Below are 18,589 nucleotides of genomic sequence, written 5' to 3'. Positions count from 1 at the left end.
GCTTTTATCAAAGAAACTGTAAAAAATTTCTTTAAAATGGACCAGCACGAAAAATTGTGTACTCCTCCAGGTTCGTGTAAAGTAAACGGCACCGGACCTGGAGGTTTTTGTTACGGCTATTCCGGTGCCTGGCCCTAAGCGGTCATAAGTCACCGCACTATGGAGAATAATATTCCAAAAACTGCATACAGGAAGATGGTCTGTCTTTGTCGAAGTAAAAAAAATTCCTATGCTTTTTTGGTAGCGTATACAGGCAAGTGCTTTATTGCGGCACTGAACAGATTAAGTGACAGGGCAGGTGGTTGCGGTGAAGGGGAAAGCAATAGTACTGCTGGCGGCAGGCTTGTTGGTAATAGCCGCCGGGATTCTTGTGGTAAATAAAAGCCGGATGGTGATGGCGGGTTTCCAGGACAGGTTGGCTGTTGAACTCTCGCAGGCGCTGGATACGACTGTCACTGTCGGCACTTTGGAATTGAATTCATTTCATTCTCTGACAATCCATGACCTGTCGGTTTATGATAAGCAGCAAGTTTTACTGGCAAACAGCGATATGGCGACAGTAAGCTTCAGCCTGCTGTCACTTATTACGGGGAAATCGGCAGCAGAGGCAGTGGAACGGGTTACGGTCTACAAGCCGTCCGTATATCTGATACAACGGTCGGCCGGCGACTGGAATGTGGAAGATCTGGTCAAAGAACAACAGGAGGAGCAGCAGCATTTTGGCGGCAAAATAGAGCTTGTTGGCGGCCGGGCCGTCATCCAGACGGCAGGAGAGACCTGGCAAATTGACAGTGTACAGGGCGAGGCGGATTTTGCCGATCAGCCGGCCATACAGGTAAAGGGTTCGGCCCTTTACCGTGAACAACCGGTCAAGGTAGAAGGGCGAGTGAACAGTCCTTCCGGCAACATGCTGACAGTTTGGGCTGAAGAGCTGGCTTTGGCCGATTTTAAGGTGTTGTTTCCGTCCGGCGGATCGCTGCGTCCTGTTGACGGAACGATAAAACAGGCTACTGCCATTTGGCAGCAGCAGAACGGAAAAAACAAACTGGCCGGCGAAGCGGTGCTGGAAAATACCGCGCTGGATATTGACGGTGTCGGGGTAAGGGACATCAATGGACGGGTCGTTTTCAGCGAGGAAAATCTATATCTGTTTGCCACCACGGCCCGGGTTTTGGATCAGCCGCTTAAGCTGAATGGCAAGGTCGTGTTTGATACTGCGGTGCCGGTGGTCGATCTGACGGTGGCTTCGGACGGGTTTGACCCGGCTGCGCTGGAGTTAGCCATCCCCCTGCAGGGAAAAGTTGCTTTTCAGGCTGCGGTGTCCGGCCGGGTGGATAATCCGGTTGTGGAGGGAGAGTTCCGTTTACCGCAGGGAGATTACAGCGGGTTTGGCATTGCCAATGGCAAGGCCAGATTACGGATGGAAAATCAACTGGTTACTTTATATGATGTCCAGGCCGATATGTGGGGGGGGCATCTGACGGCAACCGGAACGGTGGATATTCCGAATACCGCATACCAGCTGCAGGTGGGAGGAAAGAATATAGACAGTTCGGCTGTGCCGGCAGGCGTTGCCGGTCTGTCCGGCAGGGCTGATTTTGAGGCTGGTATTTCCGGAAAGGGTGCTTTACAGGGGGCCGTAATCAACGGAAGTCTGCAGATGGCGTCCGGTTCCGCAGGGGGAATCGGCTTTAGCAACCTGGCCGGCGGTTTCTTTTATCAAAACGAGGTGCTGACGCTGGATTACCTGAATGCCAAGGTGGGTGACGGCAGCATCAGCGCCAGTGGCGTGGTGCCGCTGGAGGGAAATGCCCTGGCGGTCGCGGTACGCGGCCAGGCGGTGCCGCTTGCTGCGCTGCGAAATCTGGACAATGAAATCAACCTGGACGGAACAGCGGATTTTACCGGCCAGGTTACCGGCTCGCTGAAGGATCCGGTATTTACCTGTGACTTTACGGCTGCAGACGGGCAGGTTTTTCAGCAGCCCTTTACCAGTGCGCAGGGGGGGCTGGTGCTTACCACGGGCAGTTTGCAGTTACATAAGACCGCATTATTTAACGGGGCAGGCAGTCATCAAATAGACGGTTCTCTCGCCCTTACCGGGAATAAAGAGGTGAATATGCACATTGTTTCCCGTAAGGTCCGGGCGGAAAATCTGGTTGCACTGCTGGCACCCGGAGAAAACTTAACTGGTAATGTGGACAATGACCTTACGGTAACCGGACCGGTAAACAACATCAATATGGAGGGCAGCCTGATTTTGACGGAAGGCAGTTTCCGCGGGCAGCTCATTGCCCGGGCGGAAGGAGCCTATCAGCGAAAAAATGGAGTTACCACCGTTAATCATTTTCTGGTGGATTCGCTAAATACCAAAATTGCCATATCCGGCACCGTTAATCCGGACAATCAGCTGAATTTTGACGTTACGGCGCAGGATATTGATCTGGCGAAACTGCATGTGAATTTTCCCTATCCGGTTAGCGGGCAGGCAAATTTTACCGGCAAACTGACCGGGACGATGGACAATCCGCTGTTTGACGGACAGTTGGCGGCAGCGGCACTGGAATTTAACGGACAAACGATTTCAGGTGTTGATTCCCGGCTGGATTACCAAAACAACCAACTTACTATCTATTACTTAAAATTTCAGCAGGATACCGGCAGCTTTAATTTCCGCGGCGGTGTCAATCTGACCTCCAATGAGGTGTATGGCAGTTTGGAAGTAACTAACGGACGTCTGCCCTCCCTGCTGTCGGTTTTCAACGTGCCGGCCCATGACGTGGACGGCCTGCTCAACGGGCGCATCCAGGTCAGAGGGGTATTGCCCAAACCGGATATTTGGCTGAACGGCAGCCTAAGCAGCGGTAAAATAAAAGAGTATCCTCTGGACAGTGTCGAGCTGGATTTGCAATTGGTGAATGATGTGCTGACGGTAAACAAGCTTGACGCACGGCAGGGAATGGGCGTATTGGCCGCCCGCGGTACGGCCGATTTCAACGGAGCCATCAATATGGAAGTAGGCGGCAGGGATATTGATGCCGGGTTAATAACGGCGTTATCCGATGTAGCGCTGCCGGTAAAGGGAAAGCTTGGCTTTGCGGCCCAGATATCCGGAAAAACCCGCAACCTGCATGCCGATATGTCGATGGAAATAACGGAAGGCAGTGTGGGAAACGCCACAGTTGACTCCCTATACGGATTATTTATGCTGGATGACGGCAAGATTCAGGTGAATCAGCTGCTGCTGACCCAAGGCCCGTACCGGGCCAGTGCCTATGGCGTGATTCCATTGGCAGCGCTGAGTTCCGCCGGACGCCAGCAGGGAACGGCGGCTGACCAAATGGATATAAAGCTCCGCCTGGATGAAGCCGATTTAAGTATTTTGCCGGTTTTGAGCAAAGAAATATCCTGGGCCCAGGGACCAACCCGGGGGGAACTGACCATTCAGGGAACGCTGGCCCAGCCGCGGATCAACGGCAGCTTTTCCGTTCAGGGCGGAGTAGTTAAGCCTTCTTTCCTAAATGATCCCATCCAGAATGTAGGGGTTGATATTCGTTTTGAAGATGATAAAATAAATATAAATACCTTTGAAGGCTATATGGGAGCCGGTTCCTACCATTTAACCGGCACGGTCCGGCTGCAGGGATGGACGCTGGCCGATTATAACCTAACGGCCGCCATGGAAAACCTGGGGGTTAACAGCAAATACTTCAAAGGGCCGCTTAATGGCAATCTGGCGTTGGTCAGTACACCGAAAAGGCCGGTTTTGTCTGGACGTATTGTACTCGAAAATGATACAATTGATATCCCGGCACTTCCGGATCTGGAGCCTTCCGATTTAAAGCTCGGAATGGACCTGGAGGTAATCGCCAAAAATAAAGTGCGCCTTTACAATCCATATCTCTATGACATGCAACTGGGCGGTCATGTGCACTTTGGCGGGACGACCCGCTGGCCGGATGTTTCCGGACGCTTCTTTGCCAAACGCGGCTCGGTAAGTTATCTGCGCACGCAGTTTAAAATTAAAGAGGCGGTTGCCGAATTTACGCAGGTGGGCTCCCTGGTGCCGGTAATTCATTTGAATGCCGAGACCAAACTGCAAAGGACCAAAGTGAATCTGGACATCAACGGTCCGGTTGATGAAATGAATTTTTCCCTGACCTCCGAGCCGGCCATGAGCCAGCAGGAAATCCTGTCGCTTTTGACGCTGCGCAGCCGTTATTTTGAGCGGCAAAACGACGGACAGGATAATGACTTCGGCCGGGATGAACTGCTCGGCATGCTGGATGCCGGGCTGCAGATCCGTTTTGTCAGCGAACTGGAAAGCATGCTGCAAAATGCGTTAGGCGTGGATGAGTTCCATTTTGTGCGTGATACCTTTACGGACGGTTCCAGCAGTACGGGGAGTGCAACGGCGGAGCGTGAAGGCTACAACCTGGAGATGACCAAATATCTGACCGACCGTTTTCTTATTACCTATACCATAGGTGTTGACCATGACGAATACCAATGGGATTTTCGTTACGATCTCAGCAGGAGAATCAGTCTGACCGGCGGCACCGATAATGAGAACGACCACCGGCTGGGTATGGAATACCGATACCGGTTTTAAGTGCAAAAGCACAGAGGAATACTATAAGGATAGGAATGGTTTGCATGGTACTTGAGGATTATCTTGCCGAACTGCGGAAGATTACCCTGTTGGCGCCAGACGAAGAACGGTTGTTGTGGCAGCAATTTAAGGACGAGGGCGATCTCGATAGCCGGCGGCAGCTCATAGAACATTATCAGCCGCTTGTATTTAAAGCTGCCATGCGGTTTCGCGTGGACCAGCCGGTAATTATGGATATGATTCAGGAAGGCACCGTAGGCTTAATTGAAGCGGTGGAAAACTACAATCACACCCGGGGTGTCGCTTTCAGCCTGTATGCCAAGTACCGGATTCAGGGCCGGATTATGAACTACCTGGAGCGGGAAGGCAAGAAAAACTGGACGTACATCGACAGCCCGGCGGAAGACGGAGACGACAGCAATACGTTAAGAGATACGCTGGTTGATACGGCTCCCGGCGTTTCCCAGCAGGCCGAGTACAATTATTTAATGGAACAGGTCAAACAGGCCATGGGACGCTTGCCGGCCAAAGAGCAGCTGGTGTTAAGCGGAGTTTATCTCGAAGAGCAGGAACCCAAGGATTTGGCGGAATCGCTGGATATGAGCATTTCCCATATTTACCGGCTGCAAAAACAAGGCATTCGGCGGATACGCGGCATGTTGTCCAAATTCATGCAAAACTGGTAAGAAAAAACGAGTAAGTTTTTTTAAAGAGGCGGATTTTAGCCAATATGGCCAGATAATGAATGAAAAATGAATTAATAACAGTAAATTCACTGATTTTCAGCATTTTTTGCATGACCAAAATCTGGCCTCTTCTCATGACTATAGAATTGTGGTTATAATAGGGGTGGTGGAAATGGCTGATTTGAAAAAGCATATGCTTGCGCGTCTGCGGTCGGCCCGCCATTGGCTGGTGCGGGCCGAAGAATCGTTTGATAAAGAACGGGACATCAGGGGCGAACTGGATTTGCTGCTGGCTCAGGCCGAACTGCAGCGAGTGAAAGAAGAACACCGTTCTTCCCAGTGGCGTTATAAGTATCCGCTGCTGCGCCATGGTCTGGCTTTAAGCCTGGCTTTGATGGCGGGCGCGATCGGTACGGGGGGAGCTTATTGGTGGCAGCAGGAGGCAAAAGCCGTGTATCCCGTGCCGGCGGCCGTCCACCAGCAGGCGGAACTGCCGGTCAGTCCTGCCGTACCCCAGATTGTTGAGCAGCGTAAGAGCCTGCCGGAGGTTTTACCGTCCGACGGTGAAGAGCCGCCGGAACAGCCTGCAGGACAGACTGCCTATCAGCCGCCGCAAAACCGGCCTGTAGCTCCGCAAGTCACCCATAACAACAGTACCGACAACAACTCTTCCGCAGCCGCTCCGGTTCATGCCGAAGTGGTATCACCGGCTGAAATGCAAAAACTGGTTCGGGTAGCAGGCCAATCGCTGCGTGGACAGTAGCCGGCAGGTATCCGGAAGAGTAGCTATTTACAAGTAGTTTTTGGAAAACTAGATAAGGAGGTCATTCATGGAAAAGCTGCGACGCTATTATGGGCAGTTACTAGTAGCTGCTGCATTTAGCCTCGGAATTGTTTTTTCCGCTGCCATTCCCGCTGGGGCGGCCGACATTAACGGTAAGACGGTTACTGAAGTGACGGTCACAGGCAATTCAACGATAGCCGACAGCGACATTATGTCAGTGGTCAAAGTGAAACCAGGGAATGCACTAACCGCGGATGCCGTTAAACAGGATATGCAGGCCATCTATGAATTAGGTTATTTTTTTGACGTTGTGACCAATTTTACCGAAGTGCCCGAGGGCGTCAAAGTTGTGTACACGGTTCTGGAGAACCCCGTTCTCACCGATATTGTGATTCAGGGGAACACCAAGGTCCCGACGGACAAGCTGACAGAGATACTGAAGCTGGAGAAGGGAAAAATACTAAATACCAAAACATTGAATGAAAATGCCAGAGGGATTGAACAGTATTACCGTGACCAGGGCTATATTCTGGCCAAGGTAAGCGATGTTTCCATGAGTCCGGCCGGTGTGCTCACCGTTTCCATTAATGAAGGTGTACTGGAGGACATTAAGATCAAGGGTAATGACAAGACGAAAGATTATGTTATTACACGGGAAATGAAGCTTAAAACCGGAGAGCCGTTCAATGCCAAGGACGCTCGCCGTGGTATGCAAAGAGTGTACAACCTGGGATATTTTGAGGATGTCAACATGAAACTCAATCCGGGTAAGGAGCCGAATGCCGTTGTACTGGAAGCCGATGTGGTGGAACAAAAAACCGGTACCTTTGCCATCGGCGGCGGCTATAGTGAAAGTGACGGCATGATCGGGATCATTGAGTTGGGCGATAACAACTTCAGAGGGACCGGCGATAAGGTCAAGCTGCACTGGGAGTTTGGCGGTGAAGCCAGCGACCGGAATTACAGTATCGGGTATACCCGTCCCTGGCTGGACAGCAAGGAAACCTCGCTGGGATTTGAGTTCTACGACATGACCAACGAATATACCGATTATGAGAATGGCGATGCCTATTCCACTTATGACAGAAACCGCAAGGGCTGGAATCTTACGCTGGGCCGGCCGCAAAACGAATATATGAAAAACTTCATTACCTTGAAAAACCGTAAGGATACCTATGTGGAACATGTGGACGATACGGACGTGAGTTCAGATGAAGAATATTTGTATGATAATTTCGGTCTGACCCGCAGTGTGACCTTGTCCAGAGTATTTGACAACCGCGACAACGTGTTTAATCCCACCACCGGCAGTTATTACTCCCTGTCGGCGGAGTTTGCCGGACGGGCTCTGGGCGGCGATTTCAACTTCAACAAATACACGGCTGAAACCCGCCGGTATTTCGATGTCGGCAGCGATCACACCATTGCCGTACGCGCCGAAGTAGGGTATGCCGACGGCAGAATGCCGCAAAGCGGCAAGTTCAGCCTGGGCGGCAGCGATACATTGCGCGGATACGAAGACAATGAGTTTGAAGGCGATAAGATGCTGCTGACCTCTGTAGAGTACCGTATGCCGATCGCCAAAAAAGTGCAGGGTGTTGTATTTGGTGATCTTGGTAATGCCTGGGAAGGTGAAGGCTATAAACTGGATGACTTAAAGAGCAGCATCGGCCTCGGCGTTCGTGTTACTACCCCGTTAGGACCGGTACGCATTGATTATGCCGTAGGTTCGGAAGGCGGGAAAACGCATTTTAGCTTTGGTGGACAATTCTAGATTCACAATAACAGGCAAAAACGCGTGAGCGGATTGCTTTGGCCTCGCAAGAGTCAGGTCTTGGCCTGACTCTTGCTATATACACCGGGTGACCGATGACGCTTCAAGATATGCCGGGGGTGTAACGTATGATGTGGGCAGCAGCTTGGCGCCGGGGGACAATCACAATAGGCCTGCTTTTGGTTATGTGTTTGCTGCCGTTTGGCGCGGTGCAGGCCGCCATGGAATCGGTTGATACCATTACGGTTCATGTCGTTCCGGAGGCCGGGACGGTCAGGCCGCCGGCGCTGATTGCCAAACGGATGGCCGCCAGTGTAAAAACTGTCGGGGAACATGTGCTGGCAGGACGAAACGTGGCCGATATTGCCGGCAGCAGGGCAGCTTATGAAAAACTAATTCAGGAAGTATTTGACCGGGTGCTCATCGGCTATATTATCCAGCGGGTCAGCATTGAACCGGGCAGGAACAGCACCATTACCGTAGAGGTAGCGCCCTGGGGAGATACCGTACAGGACATAGCCTGGGAATATGATTTCGGCAATCTTTCGCCGGAACTGGTAAAGCTGGTCCAACAGGATATCGGCGATCTGGAAAGTAAAGCCGATACCGTACTGTTAGGCTTGCCCATTGATGCGGTAGACTGGGCAAGTATGGTAAGCAAGAGCATGATCCGGGATATTCTGGCCGAACAATTGCCGGAATTTCGTACCGGTATTGATATTATTCCGGGGCGGCGTACGGTGGTGAAGCTGTCGTTAGCCCCGGCCGGTCCTACCGTATTGGATACCAGAGTTTCCCTGCGTTCGGACAGTATTCCCAACCTGCTTCTCTTACAAATGCGTCCGGCCGTGGAAGAACTGAGCAAGCAGCTGACCGGGTTGCCGGTAGCCTTCGTGGAAAGACACAATGAATATTTTACCGAAAAGCTTGAAGAAGTGGCGATAAAGCGTTCGATCGTGCAAAAATACGGTCTGAGTGTCAAACCGGCCATTGATGCCGGCAAGGATACCGTAATCAACCTGCAGGTGGAAACCGACCGTTATCACTTATGGCTGGAAGGGTATCTGGATGTGGGCAAGGAGGACAATAATACGTCGGCCAAGCTGCATGCCGGCAAATATCTCAACAAGCGCAACGAGGCCTTTCTTGAAGTGGGGTTTGTACCCGGCACGGTATCCTGGGAGGTTTCGCCCGGCTGGGGCTATACGTTGGCAAAAGGGACTACCGGCGGCTTTAAATACGATTTGACGCATTCGGAAAGTTATTTCTGGTTTAAACAGCAGCTGACGCCGGTCTGGGGGATGCGGTTTGAGTACAATCTGCAGGATGAAAGCAATGAGCTGGGAATCCGCTATAAGCTGCATGACTTTGTCAGCCTGGAATATATTTTCAGCGAAAACGACAGGTGGCTGCGGCTGGTTGGGAATTTGTAGGTTGAACAAGCGGGTGCTCCTTGCTATAATAGAAAAGAATAAATTGATGCCGCAAGGCAGGAGAGAAGGGTTATAAATTGCTAAAATTAGAAAAAAAGCAAGTTAAGGTCATATCTGTGACGATAGCCGTGTGTTTTGTACTAGGTATTGTCGGTCTGGCATTAGCGCAAACCAATACATCATTTGCGGCCAAGGCCGCCAGCCAATCCAATATTGGCGTGGTAAACGATCAGTTGATCATGCAGCAGCATCCGGATCTGGCTAAAGTTCAGGAAACCATGAAAACGGAAGTAGAACAGGCTAAAAAGGACTTTGAGGCAAAAAGTGCCAATATGAACGAGCAGGAAAAACAGCAGTATTATATGCAGCTTCAACAGCGGTTGAGTCTGAAAAACCAGGAGTTGATGGCTCCGGTGCTGGACAAGGTAAGGGCTGCTATTCAGGAAGTGGCTACTGCCAAGGGTTTATCCGTGGTTTTAGATAAAAACAATGTTGTATATGGTGGTCAGGATATTACCGATGAAGTCATCAAAAAGGTCAGCGGTAAATAATAAACGCCTTGTTGCAACCGAGCAGGTGATCCCAGCTCGGTTCTTCATTAGGAAACCGCTGATTTCATGAACGTGTCGGCACGGCGAGAGATTTTTTCGAAAGAAAGGGTGGACTGGCAGTATGAACCGAAAAATACAAGCGTTCTTGTTTCTGATGTTGATCGCGTTTCTGGTTGCCGGTTGCAGCTCCAAGTCTTCCCCTCAGGATGAACCTGCGGATAAAACGCCGGCGGTCGGTATTATCGACATGCAGCAGGCGGTTAAGGCTCATCCCCAATATAAAGCTCATGAAGCACTGCAAACCGAAATCAATACGCTGAAGCAGCAGTTGGCCAGTTATCATCCGGCCGCTGCCCAAACGCCTTCTCCATCTGCCGCAGGGGGGGATATGGCGGGTGTGCAGGCTTCGCTGGGACAGGAATTCAATCAGAAAATGACGGCCAAGCATGCGGCCATAAATCAGCGTTTGGAGGAGCAGGCAGCCCAGTTCCGGCAAAATCTTGAACAAGAACTGAAAAGCTATACGGCGGAAATTGATCAAACGTATCAGCCGCAGATTTTTAATCTGCAGCTGAAACTTAAAACCGTTCAGTTAAGTCAGGCTGAAATGGAACCGCTGCAGCAGGAAATGGAAAAACTGCAGGCGGAACGGAATGAAAAAATAAATGCCAAGCATAAAGAATTGGAAGCACGTATGGAGCAGCTGATGGCTCCGGAGAAAAAGAAAGCCGAATCGGAACTTCAGGCTTATTCACAAGAGCTCAATGCCGAGATGGCATCCCGGGCGGCAGCCAAACAGGCTGAGTTTTCACAGCGGCTGGCAACGCTAAATCCTGCTGCTCCTGCAACCGGTGACGGCCCGAGCAGCAATTTGGAGCAGCAATTGACGGCCAAGGAGCAGGAACTCAGTGCCCTGGAAAACAGCATTATGGCGGATATCCGGGATAAGACCGGCAAAGTGGCCGTAGCCAAGGGGCTGGATTCGGTGCTGACGAATATAAAACTGAATATCAGCGCGGTTGATATCACTGCCGATGTGATTGCCGAGTTTAAGAAATAAAGGACCGGTATATACTATCAGTAAGAATGAAACAGCAAAGTATTTCATTCACTGGCAGTCGAAAAAACGGAGAAAGTGTAAGGACGGAGGAAACAGAATGAAACGTATTTTTACCATGCTTTTAGTATTGGGAATGGTCGTGCTGGGCAGCGTACTTCTGGGCGGCTGCAGTCCGACGCAGAATGTTGGTGTACTGGACGTAAACAAGGTCATGACCGACAGTCCTAAAGTCAAGCAATTTCAGGAGCAGCTGAATGCCAAGGGAAAAGAACTGAGCGAGCAGCTGGAAAAAGACAAGCCGAATATTTCGGCAGAGGAATTCCAAAAACGTCAGGAAACCGCATACAATGAGTTTTTGAAAATGAAACAGGATATGGAATCCCAAATTGATGCCAGCATTAAGCAAACGCTGGAACAGGTAGCCAAAGAAAAGAAGATGGGCGTTGTGTTGTACAAAAACGGCGTGGCATCAGGTGGGACGGATATTACCGATGAGGTAATCAGTAAAATGCAATAGTGTCCGGGGAGGCTTTCTTGAAACATGAAGTTACGCGAAATTGCTGAATTGGTGGATGGCAGCGTTCTGGGCGACGACACGGTGGAGATAACGGGTATTACCAATATAGAAGAAGCCGGCAGCTCGGATATTGTCTTTGCCGTACCGCCTCATCTGGAAAAAGCAGCGGCTTCCCGGGCTGCTGCCGTTATTATTCCTCTTGATTCTACGGAATTTGCCAAACCCGCCGTCCGGGTGGAGAATCCGCGCGTGGCGTTTGTTAAGCTGCTGAAGTTTTTTATGCCGCCGCCGGATGTGGAACGAGGAGTTCACGCCACGGCTGTATTGGGGAAAGATGTGAAGCTGGGTGACAATGTGGCCATCATGGCCAATGCGGTGATTGGCGATCATGTGGCGATTGGTGATAATACCGTGATTTATCCGAACGCGTATATTGGCAATCACGTTGTTATCGGCAGTGATGCACTGATCTATTCCAATGTGTCCGTCCGGGAGGACTGCCGTATCGGCAGCCGGGTTATTTTGCAGAATGGTGCAGTTATTGGCAGCGACGGTTTTGGCTTTGTCAGCGTTCAGGGGCGTCATCACAAAGTACCGCAGGTAGGTAACGTCATTATTGAGGATGATGTGGAGGTCGGGGCCAATACTTGTATTGACAGGGCAACCATTAGCAGTACGGTGGTAAAACGGGGAACAAAAATTGATAATCTCGTTCATTTGGGACATAATGTGGTCATTGGTGAAGACTGCTTTGTCGTGGCGCTGACGGGCATTTCCGGCAGCACCAAGGTGGGCAATCATGTGACTTTTGCCGGGCAGGTGGGCAGCACCGGCCATATTACCATTGGCGATAATTGTGTATTTGCGGCCCGTACCGGGATTATCGGCGATGTGGCAGCCGGCTCTTTTTACGCCGGATTTCCGGCCAAACCACACAAAGAGTGGTTAAAATCGGAGGCTTATATCAATAAATTGCCTGACCTGGTAAAAAGAGTGCGGGAGCTGGAAAAACGGCTGGCCGAATTGCCGGTAACGCACTAAATAACCGAATAGAAACACGGAGGGGACGGCTTTGCGGCTGAGCAAAAAGCTCGGCTGGGCAATGCCGTCCTTTTCTGTGTGAGTTTGGCAGGAGTTTGCTGTCGAAATGCGGAATTATACTATAAAGCAAGATGCAGGGGGGAGCTTTCATGCGGAATTGGCTGTTGGGAGTGGCGTTCTTTTTTTTGTGCGGCGGTTATGCAAGCGCTGCTCCTTCCCTGCAGGGGGCTACCGGATTGATTGCTATCCCTTCCGCCGATGTGCTGGGCAGTGGCCAGGCTGCTGCCGGTTATTATCATATAGGGCCTCATGATCACGGAGTTTTGACCTTTCATGCCGCTGCCGGTATGGAAGTGGGGGCCGCTTATTCCGAACAGGGGCCGGGCGGTATGCGCCTGCAGGCGAAAGTTTCCCTGCTGCCGGAAGCCATGCTGACGCCTGCCGTTGCTCTGGGCGTGGAAGACATTACCGGCGAGCAGCAGCGTTCCTGGTATGCGGTAGCCAGCAAATCGCTGCCGGATGGCATCAGGCTGCATATCGGGGCGGGAAACGGACGTTTTGACGGATTGTTTGCCGGGGTGGAAAAACGTCTGAAGCGGGTCAGTGTGCTGCCGGGGAAAACTTTTCCTGCCGCAGCGCTAATGGCGGAATATGATGGAAGCAGCATGAATGTCGGTATCCGGTTTATGGTCAATCCGGCTGTGAAGATTGATACCGGCTGGCGGGACCATCATACTTATTTTGGCCTGAGTTATACTTATTAAGGAGTCTGTAACTAAATGGAAGAAAAGAGATGGGAGAACGGCATGCTTTATCATAGTGTTAAACTTTGCAGCCGTTTGGTGTGTGCCCTGCCGGCGGGCTGCCGGCGGAGCCTCGGCAACCTGCTCGGAGAGGTGTGCTGGCCGCTGGTTCCTAAGAAAAGGCGTCGGATGGCAGTGCAGAATATCAGCCGCAGCCTGGCGATGGATGAACGGTCGGCAGAGCGGGTAGCCCGGCAAAGTGCCACACGGTTTGGCCGCATGCTGATGGAAGTGCTCTGCCTGCCAAAACTCAATCCGGAGAATATCGGGCAAAAAGTACGGATGGAGGGCAAGGATTATTTGACGGAAGCCCTGTCCCATAAGCGGGGCGTGGTGTTGGCGACAGCACACAGTGGCAATTGGGAAATATTAGGGGCTTCACTGGCCATGAACGGTTTTCCGGTTATTGCCGTTGCCCAGAAACAGACAAATGCCGCCATGGATCGCTTTATTAATGAATACCGTACCATGGCCGGTATGCATGTCACTTATAAAAGCGGTGTTCGGGAAATGGTACGGATGCTGGGGCAGGGAAAGATTGTCGGCCTGCTGATGGACCAGGATGCCGGCCATGACGGTGTATTTGTGACTTTCTTTGACCGGCAGGCATCGACGCCGCCCGGTGCGGCCGCCTTGGCCCGGCTGAAGGAAGCACCGATCGTACCGGCATTTATTACGGAACAGCCGGACGGTACACATACGGTTATTATTCATCCGCCGCTGTGGATGCAAAAAACAGCAGACCGGGAGCAGGATATTGCCACAACGACACAACAATTGACAACCATTATTGAAAACCATATCCGCCGGTTCCCGCAGGAATGGTTTTGGCTACATAACCGCTGGAAGCATTCCCCGGACGGAAATACATAAAGCTGCTGAACAGGAGTTGCAGGTACACCATGGTGCCGCAATTCTTTTTTTATGTGGAACAACTTCCAGTATATACATTTGCTTTAAAAAGTATATACGAATAGACAGGTTATTGATATACATGATATAATATAACCCGGAAATGAGGTGATGACTCATGTCAGTGACAGGAACCGAGACAGTTAAAACAGTAAAAAGAATAGGGCAGAGACTGTTTACCGATACGTTCAACCGCGACATAATCGTGCTGCTGGTTGTAAGCATAGTGATTGGGTCATTGCTTTCCAGTACCTTGTCATTATCGGCTAATGCCTATTTTTCCAAGACACTTTCCAGCATGGTCGGTGACTATGGAGAATACGATCTGATTATTCAGGCGCGGGAAGAAATGAAACAAGATACGGCTACACAAATTCAAAATATTATTGCGGATGTTTTTCCGGGAGCGACGTTAAAAGAAGGACCGACCATCACCGGCAAAACAAACTTTTTTATTGCTTTACCACCGGAATACCGGACGAAAGAAGTATATGACAATTTAGGGAAAACCTTCGGCGGAATACCGGGTGGTGCCGGTGTCGGTGTGATGACTGAGCCCCGCCTTACCATCCGGGGTGTGCCGGAAGGTGCCCGGAATAAACTGATTGAACAGATCGGCGGCATCCCGGGCGTAAATTTTGCTTTTCATGACGGCTCGTCTGTTGGGGTGATTTTATCCAGTCTGGAACAATCGGCGGCGGTCAATGAACAAATTAAAGCATTATTACAGCAATATCAGGTGATTGAGATTAGCTTTCCGGTAGGCAGCGAACCGGACAATCCCATTCGTTTGGGCGAGACGATTGCCGCCGAAATGAAGGAAAAACTGCAAGCCACAGAGGCGGAAAATGTATCCGTTGACGGCAAAAACGATAATATGACTTATACGGTAAGCACCATGATGGAGCTAAAGCGCTTTTTGAAGGCGTATGCCTCGGAAGTAACGATCGCTGTTAACGAGGGAACCAGGCTGTTGCAGGGCGACATGGTGGCCTTCCAGGGGACGGCTCAGACGCCGCCGGCGACCGGCGGACCGGTCGACCCGGCCAATGTGCTGGTGGAGGTTACGGAAGTAGAAACCGGCGGGACGGTAAAAGGCATGATTGTCCAGGGGGATGCTTCCGCATTGCTCAACCCGGAAGGTTACAAAGTATCCAATAGTATTGTCGGTAATGCGGTCGGGAAGGCAAGTTACCGCAACCCGCGGCAGGAGCTGGGGCAGGCGTTGAATGAAACGACAAAGCTGGTGGAACAGGTGCCGGAATTTGCCGAAAACAGCCGCAATCTGGCCCAAATTTCGCTGCGGGCGCTGGACAACTACGACAACAGCGTGGACGCCATGGAAAAAACGCTGGACAGTCTGCAGTCAGCCGGCGGCACCATTCAGACGGTTACCGGCAATCTGGCCGGACTGGACACCAAAGGGATCCGGACGCAGGTGGATAACTCCAGCCAGGCTTTAAGCCGAATCAGTACCGGGCTGCAGGTGGTCCAGCTGATTAATCCCGAAGTGAAAGATACAGTCAATGCAATTGACGGGGCACAGCAAAACCTGACCGGCCTCAGTGAGACCCTGGGGGCGCTGGAGACAGTGTCTGATCAGGCAAAGCAGGTGCAGGGCCTGATCAATACGATTACGGTTAGCGGGCAGGACAGCATTGCCAACTTGCGGTCTTTTGATGTCCAGGGGGCAAAACAAAACCTGGCCGGTGCCAGCGAACAACTGGACAAATTAAATCATATCAATGTTCCGCTGGTTACCGCGCAGTTACAGTATATGGCACAGGCCGTTCCGGCACTAAAAGACGAGGAAATCGGCCGTTCGGTAAAACTGCTCGATAACTTTATTGACGGACAGGTTATACCGGGAGAACGGATTCAAATTCTCACCAGCCGCAATATCGGTACTGAAGCGGTGGCACCGCTGGTGGAAGCGCAGGTGGGGCACAGCAACGCCTCGCTTTATTCCAGCGACCTGGGTGTCATTGAGCCGGATACCCGCGGCCAGGTATATAAAGTACTCAATGAGGTGCGGGCTATTCTGGCCGGTTTGATGGCCATGATTGCCACACTGGTTTTTCTGGCTTTGGATCATACGGCAGTTATGGCGGTTATGCGCCGCAAACGGCTGGCGGTCAAAACGACGCATTCCGGCTGGCGCGGGGTGGTTTACCGGGTTATGATTACCTTTACCGCTGTGGAGCGCCGGTACGGTATGGCCGTGGGAGCCGTCATGCTGACTGCCATGTTTATTCTGGCAGACGGCGGCATCCCCTATCTGCCCTGGCTGGGCGTACCGGTGATTGGAGCGCTGCTGGGACTAATTGCCGCCGGCTATGCGGAGAAAATTAATCCGGTGTCCACGGAAGAGGTCATGGCCGGTGAAGCCATGGGGCTGTCTTTTGATGAGATCATGCGGGAGATTGTGGTGCCCGGCGGACGTCCCGGATTAATGCAGAAACTGAATCGGCGTAAGATTAAATTTAAGTAAGGAGGAACAGGCATGTTGGAAATCAGCCATCTTTGTAAACGGTTTGGCAAGGTAACGGCGGTGGAAGATGTCAGCATAAAAGTGGCTGCCGGAGAAACCGTTGTGCTGATGGGGCCGTCGGGCTGCGGTAAATCGACCACCATCCGCGCCGTCAACCGTTTGATTGAACCGGACGGCGGCAGCATCCTGTTTGCCGGCCGGGATATTGTTGCCATGAATGATGATGAGCTGCGCCGGATTCGCAAGCGGATTGGTTTTGTATTTCAACAATTTAACCTGATCGGCCGCCTGACAGCACTGGAAAATGTCATGCTGGGGCTGGTTATGGGCGGCATGCCGCGGGATGCGGCGGAGGAAAAAGCGAAGGAAGCGCTGCGCAAAGTAGGCATGGAGAGCCATGCCGGGCATAAATCGGGGGAAATGTCGGGTGGTCAGCAGCAGCGCGTGGGCATTGCCAGAGCCCTGGCTTTTGAGCCGGACTTGATGCTGTGGGATGAACCGACGGCCTCGCTCGATCCCATACTGGTACGCGAAGTGCTGGTGGTTATGGAAGAACTGGCTAAATACCGTGCCAGTGCCATGCTGGTCGTAACCCACGAAATTCCCTTTGCCCTGCATGTAGCCGACCGCATTGTGCTGATGGATCAAGGCCGCATCAAGGAAGAGGGAATCCCATCCGAAGTGTTTGTTCATCCGGTTTCCGATATCGGCGAAAAGTATAAGGAGTTGATTCAGTACCAGATGAACACCAATGCGTTAACGCTGGCAGGAAAACGGATTGCCTAAAGCCTGAGGACATAGCGGCAGGCTATGCAGCCGCTATGTCCTATTTTTGCGGGCAAATTTCCGCCGGAGTAAAAAATATTTCGCTATCTCTTGCGGGAAACAGTAAATTTCTGTAGAATAAGTAAAGGTTAATTATGTCAGAAAGGTCTAACTGTTATGCACAACCAAACTACAATTGCCCAGAAAATATCATATACCGGTATCGGCCTGCACTCGGGGCAGAATGTAACCATGACGCTGAACCCGGCAACGGCTGAGACCGGCATTGTTTTTGTCCGGACCGACTTGCCGGACAGACCCGGAGTGAAAGCCAGCGCGTCGTATGTCACCAATGCCCAGCGGGCAACCACGCTGGAAGGCGGTGCAGCCAGGGTCTTTACCGTGGAACATCTGCTGGCTGCTTTTTCGGCGCTGGAAGTGGATAACTGCCTGGTGGAGCTGGATGCCGCTGAACCGCCGGTAGGTGACGGCAGTTCACTTACGTTTGTCAACCTGCTGCAGCAGGCGGGCAGGCTTGAACTGGCGGCGCCACGCAGGGTTATTGCGGTAGACAGGGAATATAGTATACGGGTGGAGGATAAATTCATTGCCCTGTTGCCTTATGACGGTCTGCGTATCAGCTTTACTTCCGTAAATCCCCATCCGGAGCTGGGGGTGCAATTCGGGGATTACGAAATTAATCCGGATACCTTTATCCGGGAAATTGCCCCGGCCCGGACCATTGGTTTTATGCATGAGATCAAATCTTTGCAGGAGCAAGGGCTGGCGCTGGGGGGCAGCATGGATAATGCCCTGGTGTATGAGAACGGGAAACCACTCAATCCGCTGCGGTTTTCCGACGAACTGGTCCGGCATAAAATACTGGACGTCATTGGCGACCTGTCCCTGGCCGGGATTGTGCGTGGACACGTAATTGCTGTGAAATCAGGCCATGCTCTAAATACGGCGTTAGCCAAGAAAATACTGGAGGCTAGTAGGCCGTCAACTCTAAAACTGTGAGGATAGTGGCGCGGGAATTTTCCGTATAGCAAGGCGGAGAGGGAGTCATACCGGACGTATGCCGGCTGACGACAACGAAGCTATACGGAAAATAACCCGCTGGTATCCAAAGGATCAGGATTGATGGACTACTTACCAGA

General features: G+C 51.6%; 14 protein-coding genes. All 14 read left to right on the top strand.

Translation table 11 applies throughout. The annotated features are described in order from the left end of the window. Window positions 1-307: 307 nt before the first annotated feature. The 14 genes from P22_RS03105 to lpxC all read left to right on the top strand — a co-directional run bounded on the left by P22_RS03105 (window position 308) and on the right by lpxC (window position 18,449). Window positions 308-4,612: a translocation/assembly module TamB domain-containing protein gene (locus tag P22_RS03105; protein WP_054258741.1), complete on the top strand. Its 4,305-nt coding sequence runs from the start codon at window positions 308-310 to the stop codon at window positions 4,610-4,612. A gap of 44 nt (window positions 4,613-4,656) precedes the next feature. Beyond that, entirely contained in the window at window positions 4,657-5,298 is a 642-nt protein-coding gene (locus P22_RS03100; protein WP_054258740.1) for a sigma-70 family RNA polymerase sigma factor, read from the top strand. 172 nt (window positions 5,299-5,470) lie between these two features. Beyond that, on the top strand, window positions 5,471-6,061 hold the full coding sequence (locus P22_RS03095; protein WP_054258739.1) for a hypothetical protein: 591 nt from the start codon (window positions 5,471-5,473) through the stop codon (window positions 6,059-6,061). Between the two features lie 67 nt (window positions 6,062-6,128). Next, window positions 6,129-7,856: a BamA/OMP85 family outer membrane protein gene (locus P22_RS03090; RefSeq protein WP_054258738.1), complete on the top strand. Its 1,728-nt coding sequence runs from the start codon at window positions 6,129-6,131 to the stop codon at window positions 7,854-7,856. Between the two features lie 128 nt (window positions 7,857-7,984). Continuing rightward, the gene (locus P22_RS03085; protein WP_235814535.1) at window positions 7,985-9,289 is read left to right on the top strand and encodes a hypothetical protein; all 1,305 of its coding nucleotides are present in this window, start codon (window positions 7,985-7,987) and stop codon (window positions 9,287-9,289) included. A gap of 77 nt (window positions 9,290-9,366) precedes the next feature. Beyond that, complete coding sequence (locus tag P22_RS03080) at window positions 9,367-9,840, top strand: OmpH/Skp family outer membrane protein (RefSeq protein WP_054258737.1); 474 nt, start codon at window positions 9,367-9,369, stop codon at window positions 9,838-9,840. 121 nt (window positions 9,841-9,961) lie between these two features. Next, the gene (locus P22_RS03075; protein ID WP_054258736.1) at window positions 9,962-10,900 is read left to right on the top strand and encodes a hypothetical protein; all 939 of its coding nucleotides are present in this window, start codon (window positions 9,962-9,964) and stop codon (window positions 10,898-10,900) included. Between the two features lie 97 nt (window positions 10,901-10,997). Further along, on the top strand, window positions 10,998-11,417 hold the full coding sequence (locus tag P22_RS03070; RefSeq protein ID WP_054258735.1) for an OmpH/Skp family outer membrane protein: 420 nt from the start codon (window positions 10,998-11,000) through the stop codon (window positions 11,415-11,417). 24 nt (window positions 11,418-11,441) lie between these two features. Next, on the top strand, window positions 11,442-12,458 hold the full coding sequence (lpxD, locus tag P22_RS03065; protein WP_054258734.1) for a UDP-3-O-(3-hydroxymyristoyl)glucosamine N-acyltransferase: 1,017 nt from the start codon (window positions 11,442-11,444) through the stop codon (window positions 12,456-12,458). Between the two features lie 149 nt (window positions 12,459-12,607). Continuing rightward, entirely contained in the window at window positions 12,608-13,222 is a 615-nt protein-coding gene (locus tag P22_RS03060) for a YjbH domain-containing protein (protein WP_054258733.1), read from the top strand. A 15-nt stretch (window positions 13,223-13,237) separates the two neighbouring features. Next, entirely contained in the window at window positions 13,238-14,134 is an 897-nt protein-coding gene (locus tag P22_RS03055; RefSeq protein ID WP_306341163.1) for a lysophospholipid acyltransferase family protein, read from the top strand. Window positions 14,135-14,291: 157 nt separating this feature from the next. Next, window positions 14,292-16,664: a hypothetical protein gene (locus tag P22_RS03050; protein ID WP_235814534.1), complete on the top strand. Its 2,373-nt coding sequence runs from the start codon at window positions 14,292-14,294 to the stop codon at window positions 16,662-16,664. Between the two features lie 12 nt (window positions 16,665-16,676). Continuing rightward, on the top strand, window positions 16,677-17,450 hold the full coding sequence (locus P22_RS03045; RefSeq protein ID WP_054258732.1) for an amino acid ABC transporter ATP-binding protein: 774 nt from the start codon (window positions 16,677-16,679) through the stop codon (window positions 17,448-17,450). Window positions 17,451-17,606: 156 nt separating this feature from the next. Continuing rightward, on the top strand, window positions 17,607-18,449 hold the full coding sequence (lpxC, locus tag P22_RS03040; protein ID WP_054258731.1) for a UDP-3-O-acyl-N-acetylglucosamine deacetylase: 843 nt from the start codon (window positions 17,607-17,609) through the stop codon (window positions 18,447-18,449). Window positions 18,450-18,589 lie beyond the last annotated feature (140 nt).

Origin of the sequence: Propionispora sp. 2/2-37 (genome assembly GCF_001298735.1) — a bacterium.
In the GTDB taxonomy this organism is placed as follows: domain Bacteria; phylum Bacillota; class Negativicutes; order Propionisporales; family Propionisporaceae; genus Propionispora.
Note: the sequence above shows the minus strand (reverse complement) of the source record. Positions and strands in the feature narration are given on the sequence as shown.

Coding starts and splice junctions, on each gene's coding strand:
- P22_RS03100 (WP_054258740.1), top strand. CDS start 4,657: ATGGTACTTGAGGATTATCTTGCCGAACTGCGGAAGATTACCCTGTTG.
- P22_RS03095 (WP_054258739.1), top strand. CDS start 5,471: ATGGCTGATTTGAAAAAGCATATGCTTGCGCGTCTGCGGTCGGCCCGC.
- P22_RS03090 (WP_054258738.1), top strand. CDS start 6,129: ATGGAAAAGCTGCGACGCTATTATGGGCAGTTACTAGTAGCTGCTGCA.
- P22_RS03085 (WP_235814535.1), top strand. CDS start 7,985: ATGATGTGGGCAGCAGCTTGGCGCCGGGGGACAATCACAATAGGCCTG.
- P22_RS03075 (WP_054258736.1), top strand. CDS start 9,962: ATGAACCGAAAAATACAAGCGTTCTTGTTTCTGATGTTGATCGCGTTT.
- P22_RS03070 (WP_054258735.1), top strand. CDS start 10,998: ATGAAACGTATTTTTACCATGCTTTTAGTATTGGGAATGGTCGTGCTG.
- lpxD (WP_054258734.1), top strand. CDS start 11,442: ATGAAGTTACGCGAAATTGCTGAATTGGTGGATGGCAGCGTTCTGGGC.
- P22_RS03060 (WP_054258733.1), top strand. CDS start 12,608: ATGCGGAATTGGCTGTTGGGAGTGGCGTTCTTTTTTTTGTGCGGCGGT.
- P22_RS03055 (WP_306341163.1), top strand. CDS start 13,238: ATGGAAGAAAAGAGATGGGAGAACGGCATGCTTTATCATAGTGTTAAA.
- P22_RS03050 (WP_235814534.1), top strand. CDS start 14,292: ATGTCAGTGACAGGAACCGAGACAGTTAAAACAGTAAAAAGAATAGGG.
- P22_RS03045 (WP_054258732.1), top strand. CDS start 16,677: ATGTTGGAAATCAGCCATCTTTGTAAACGGTTTGGCAAGGTAACGGCG.
- lpxC (WP_054258731.1), top strand. CDS start 17,607: ATGCACAACCAAACTACAATTGCCCAGAAAATATCATATACCGGTATC.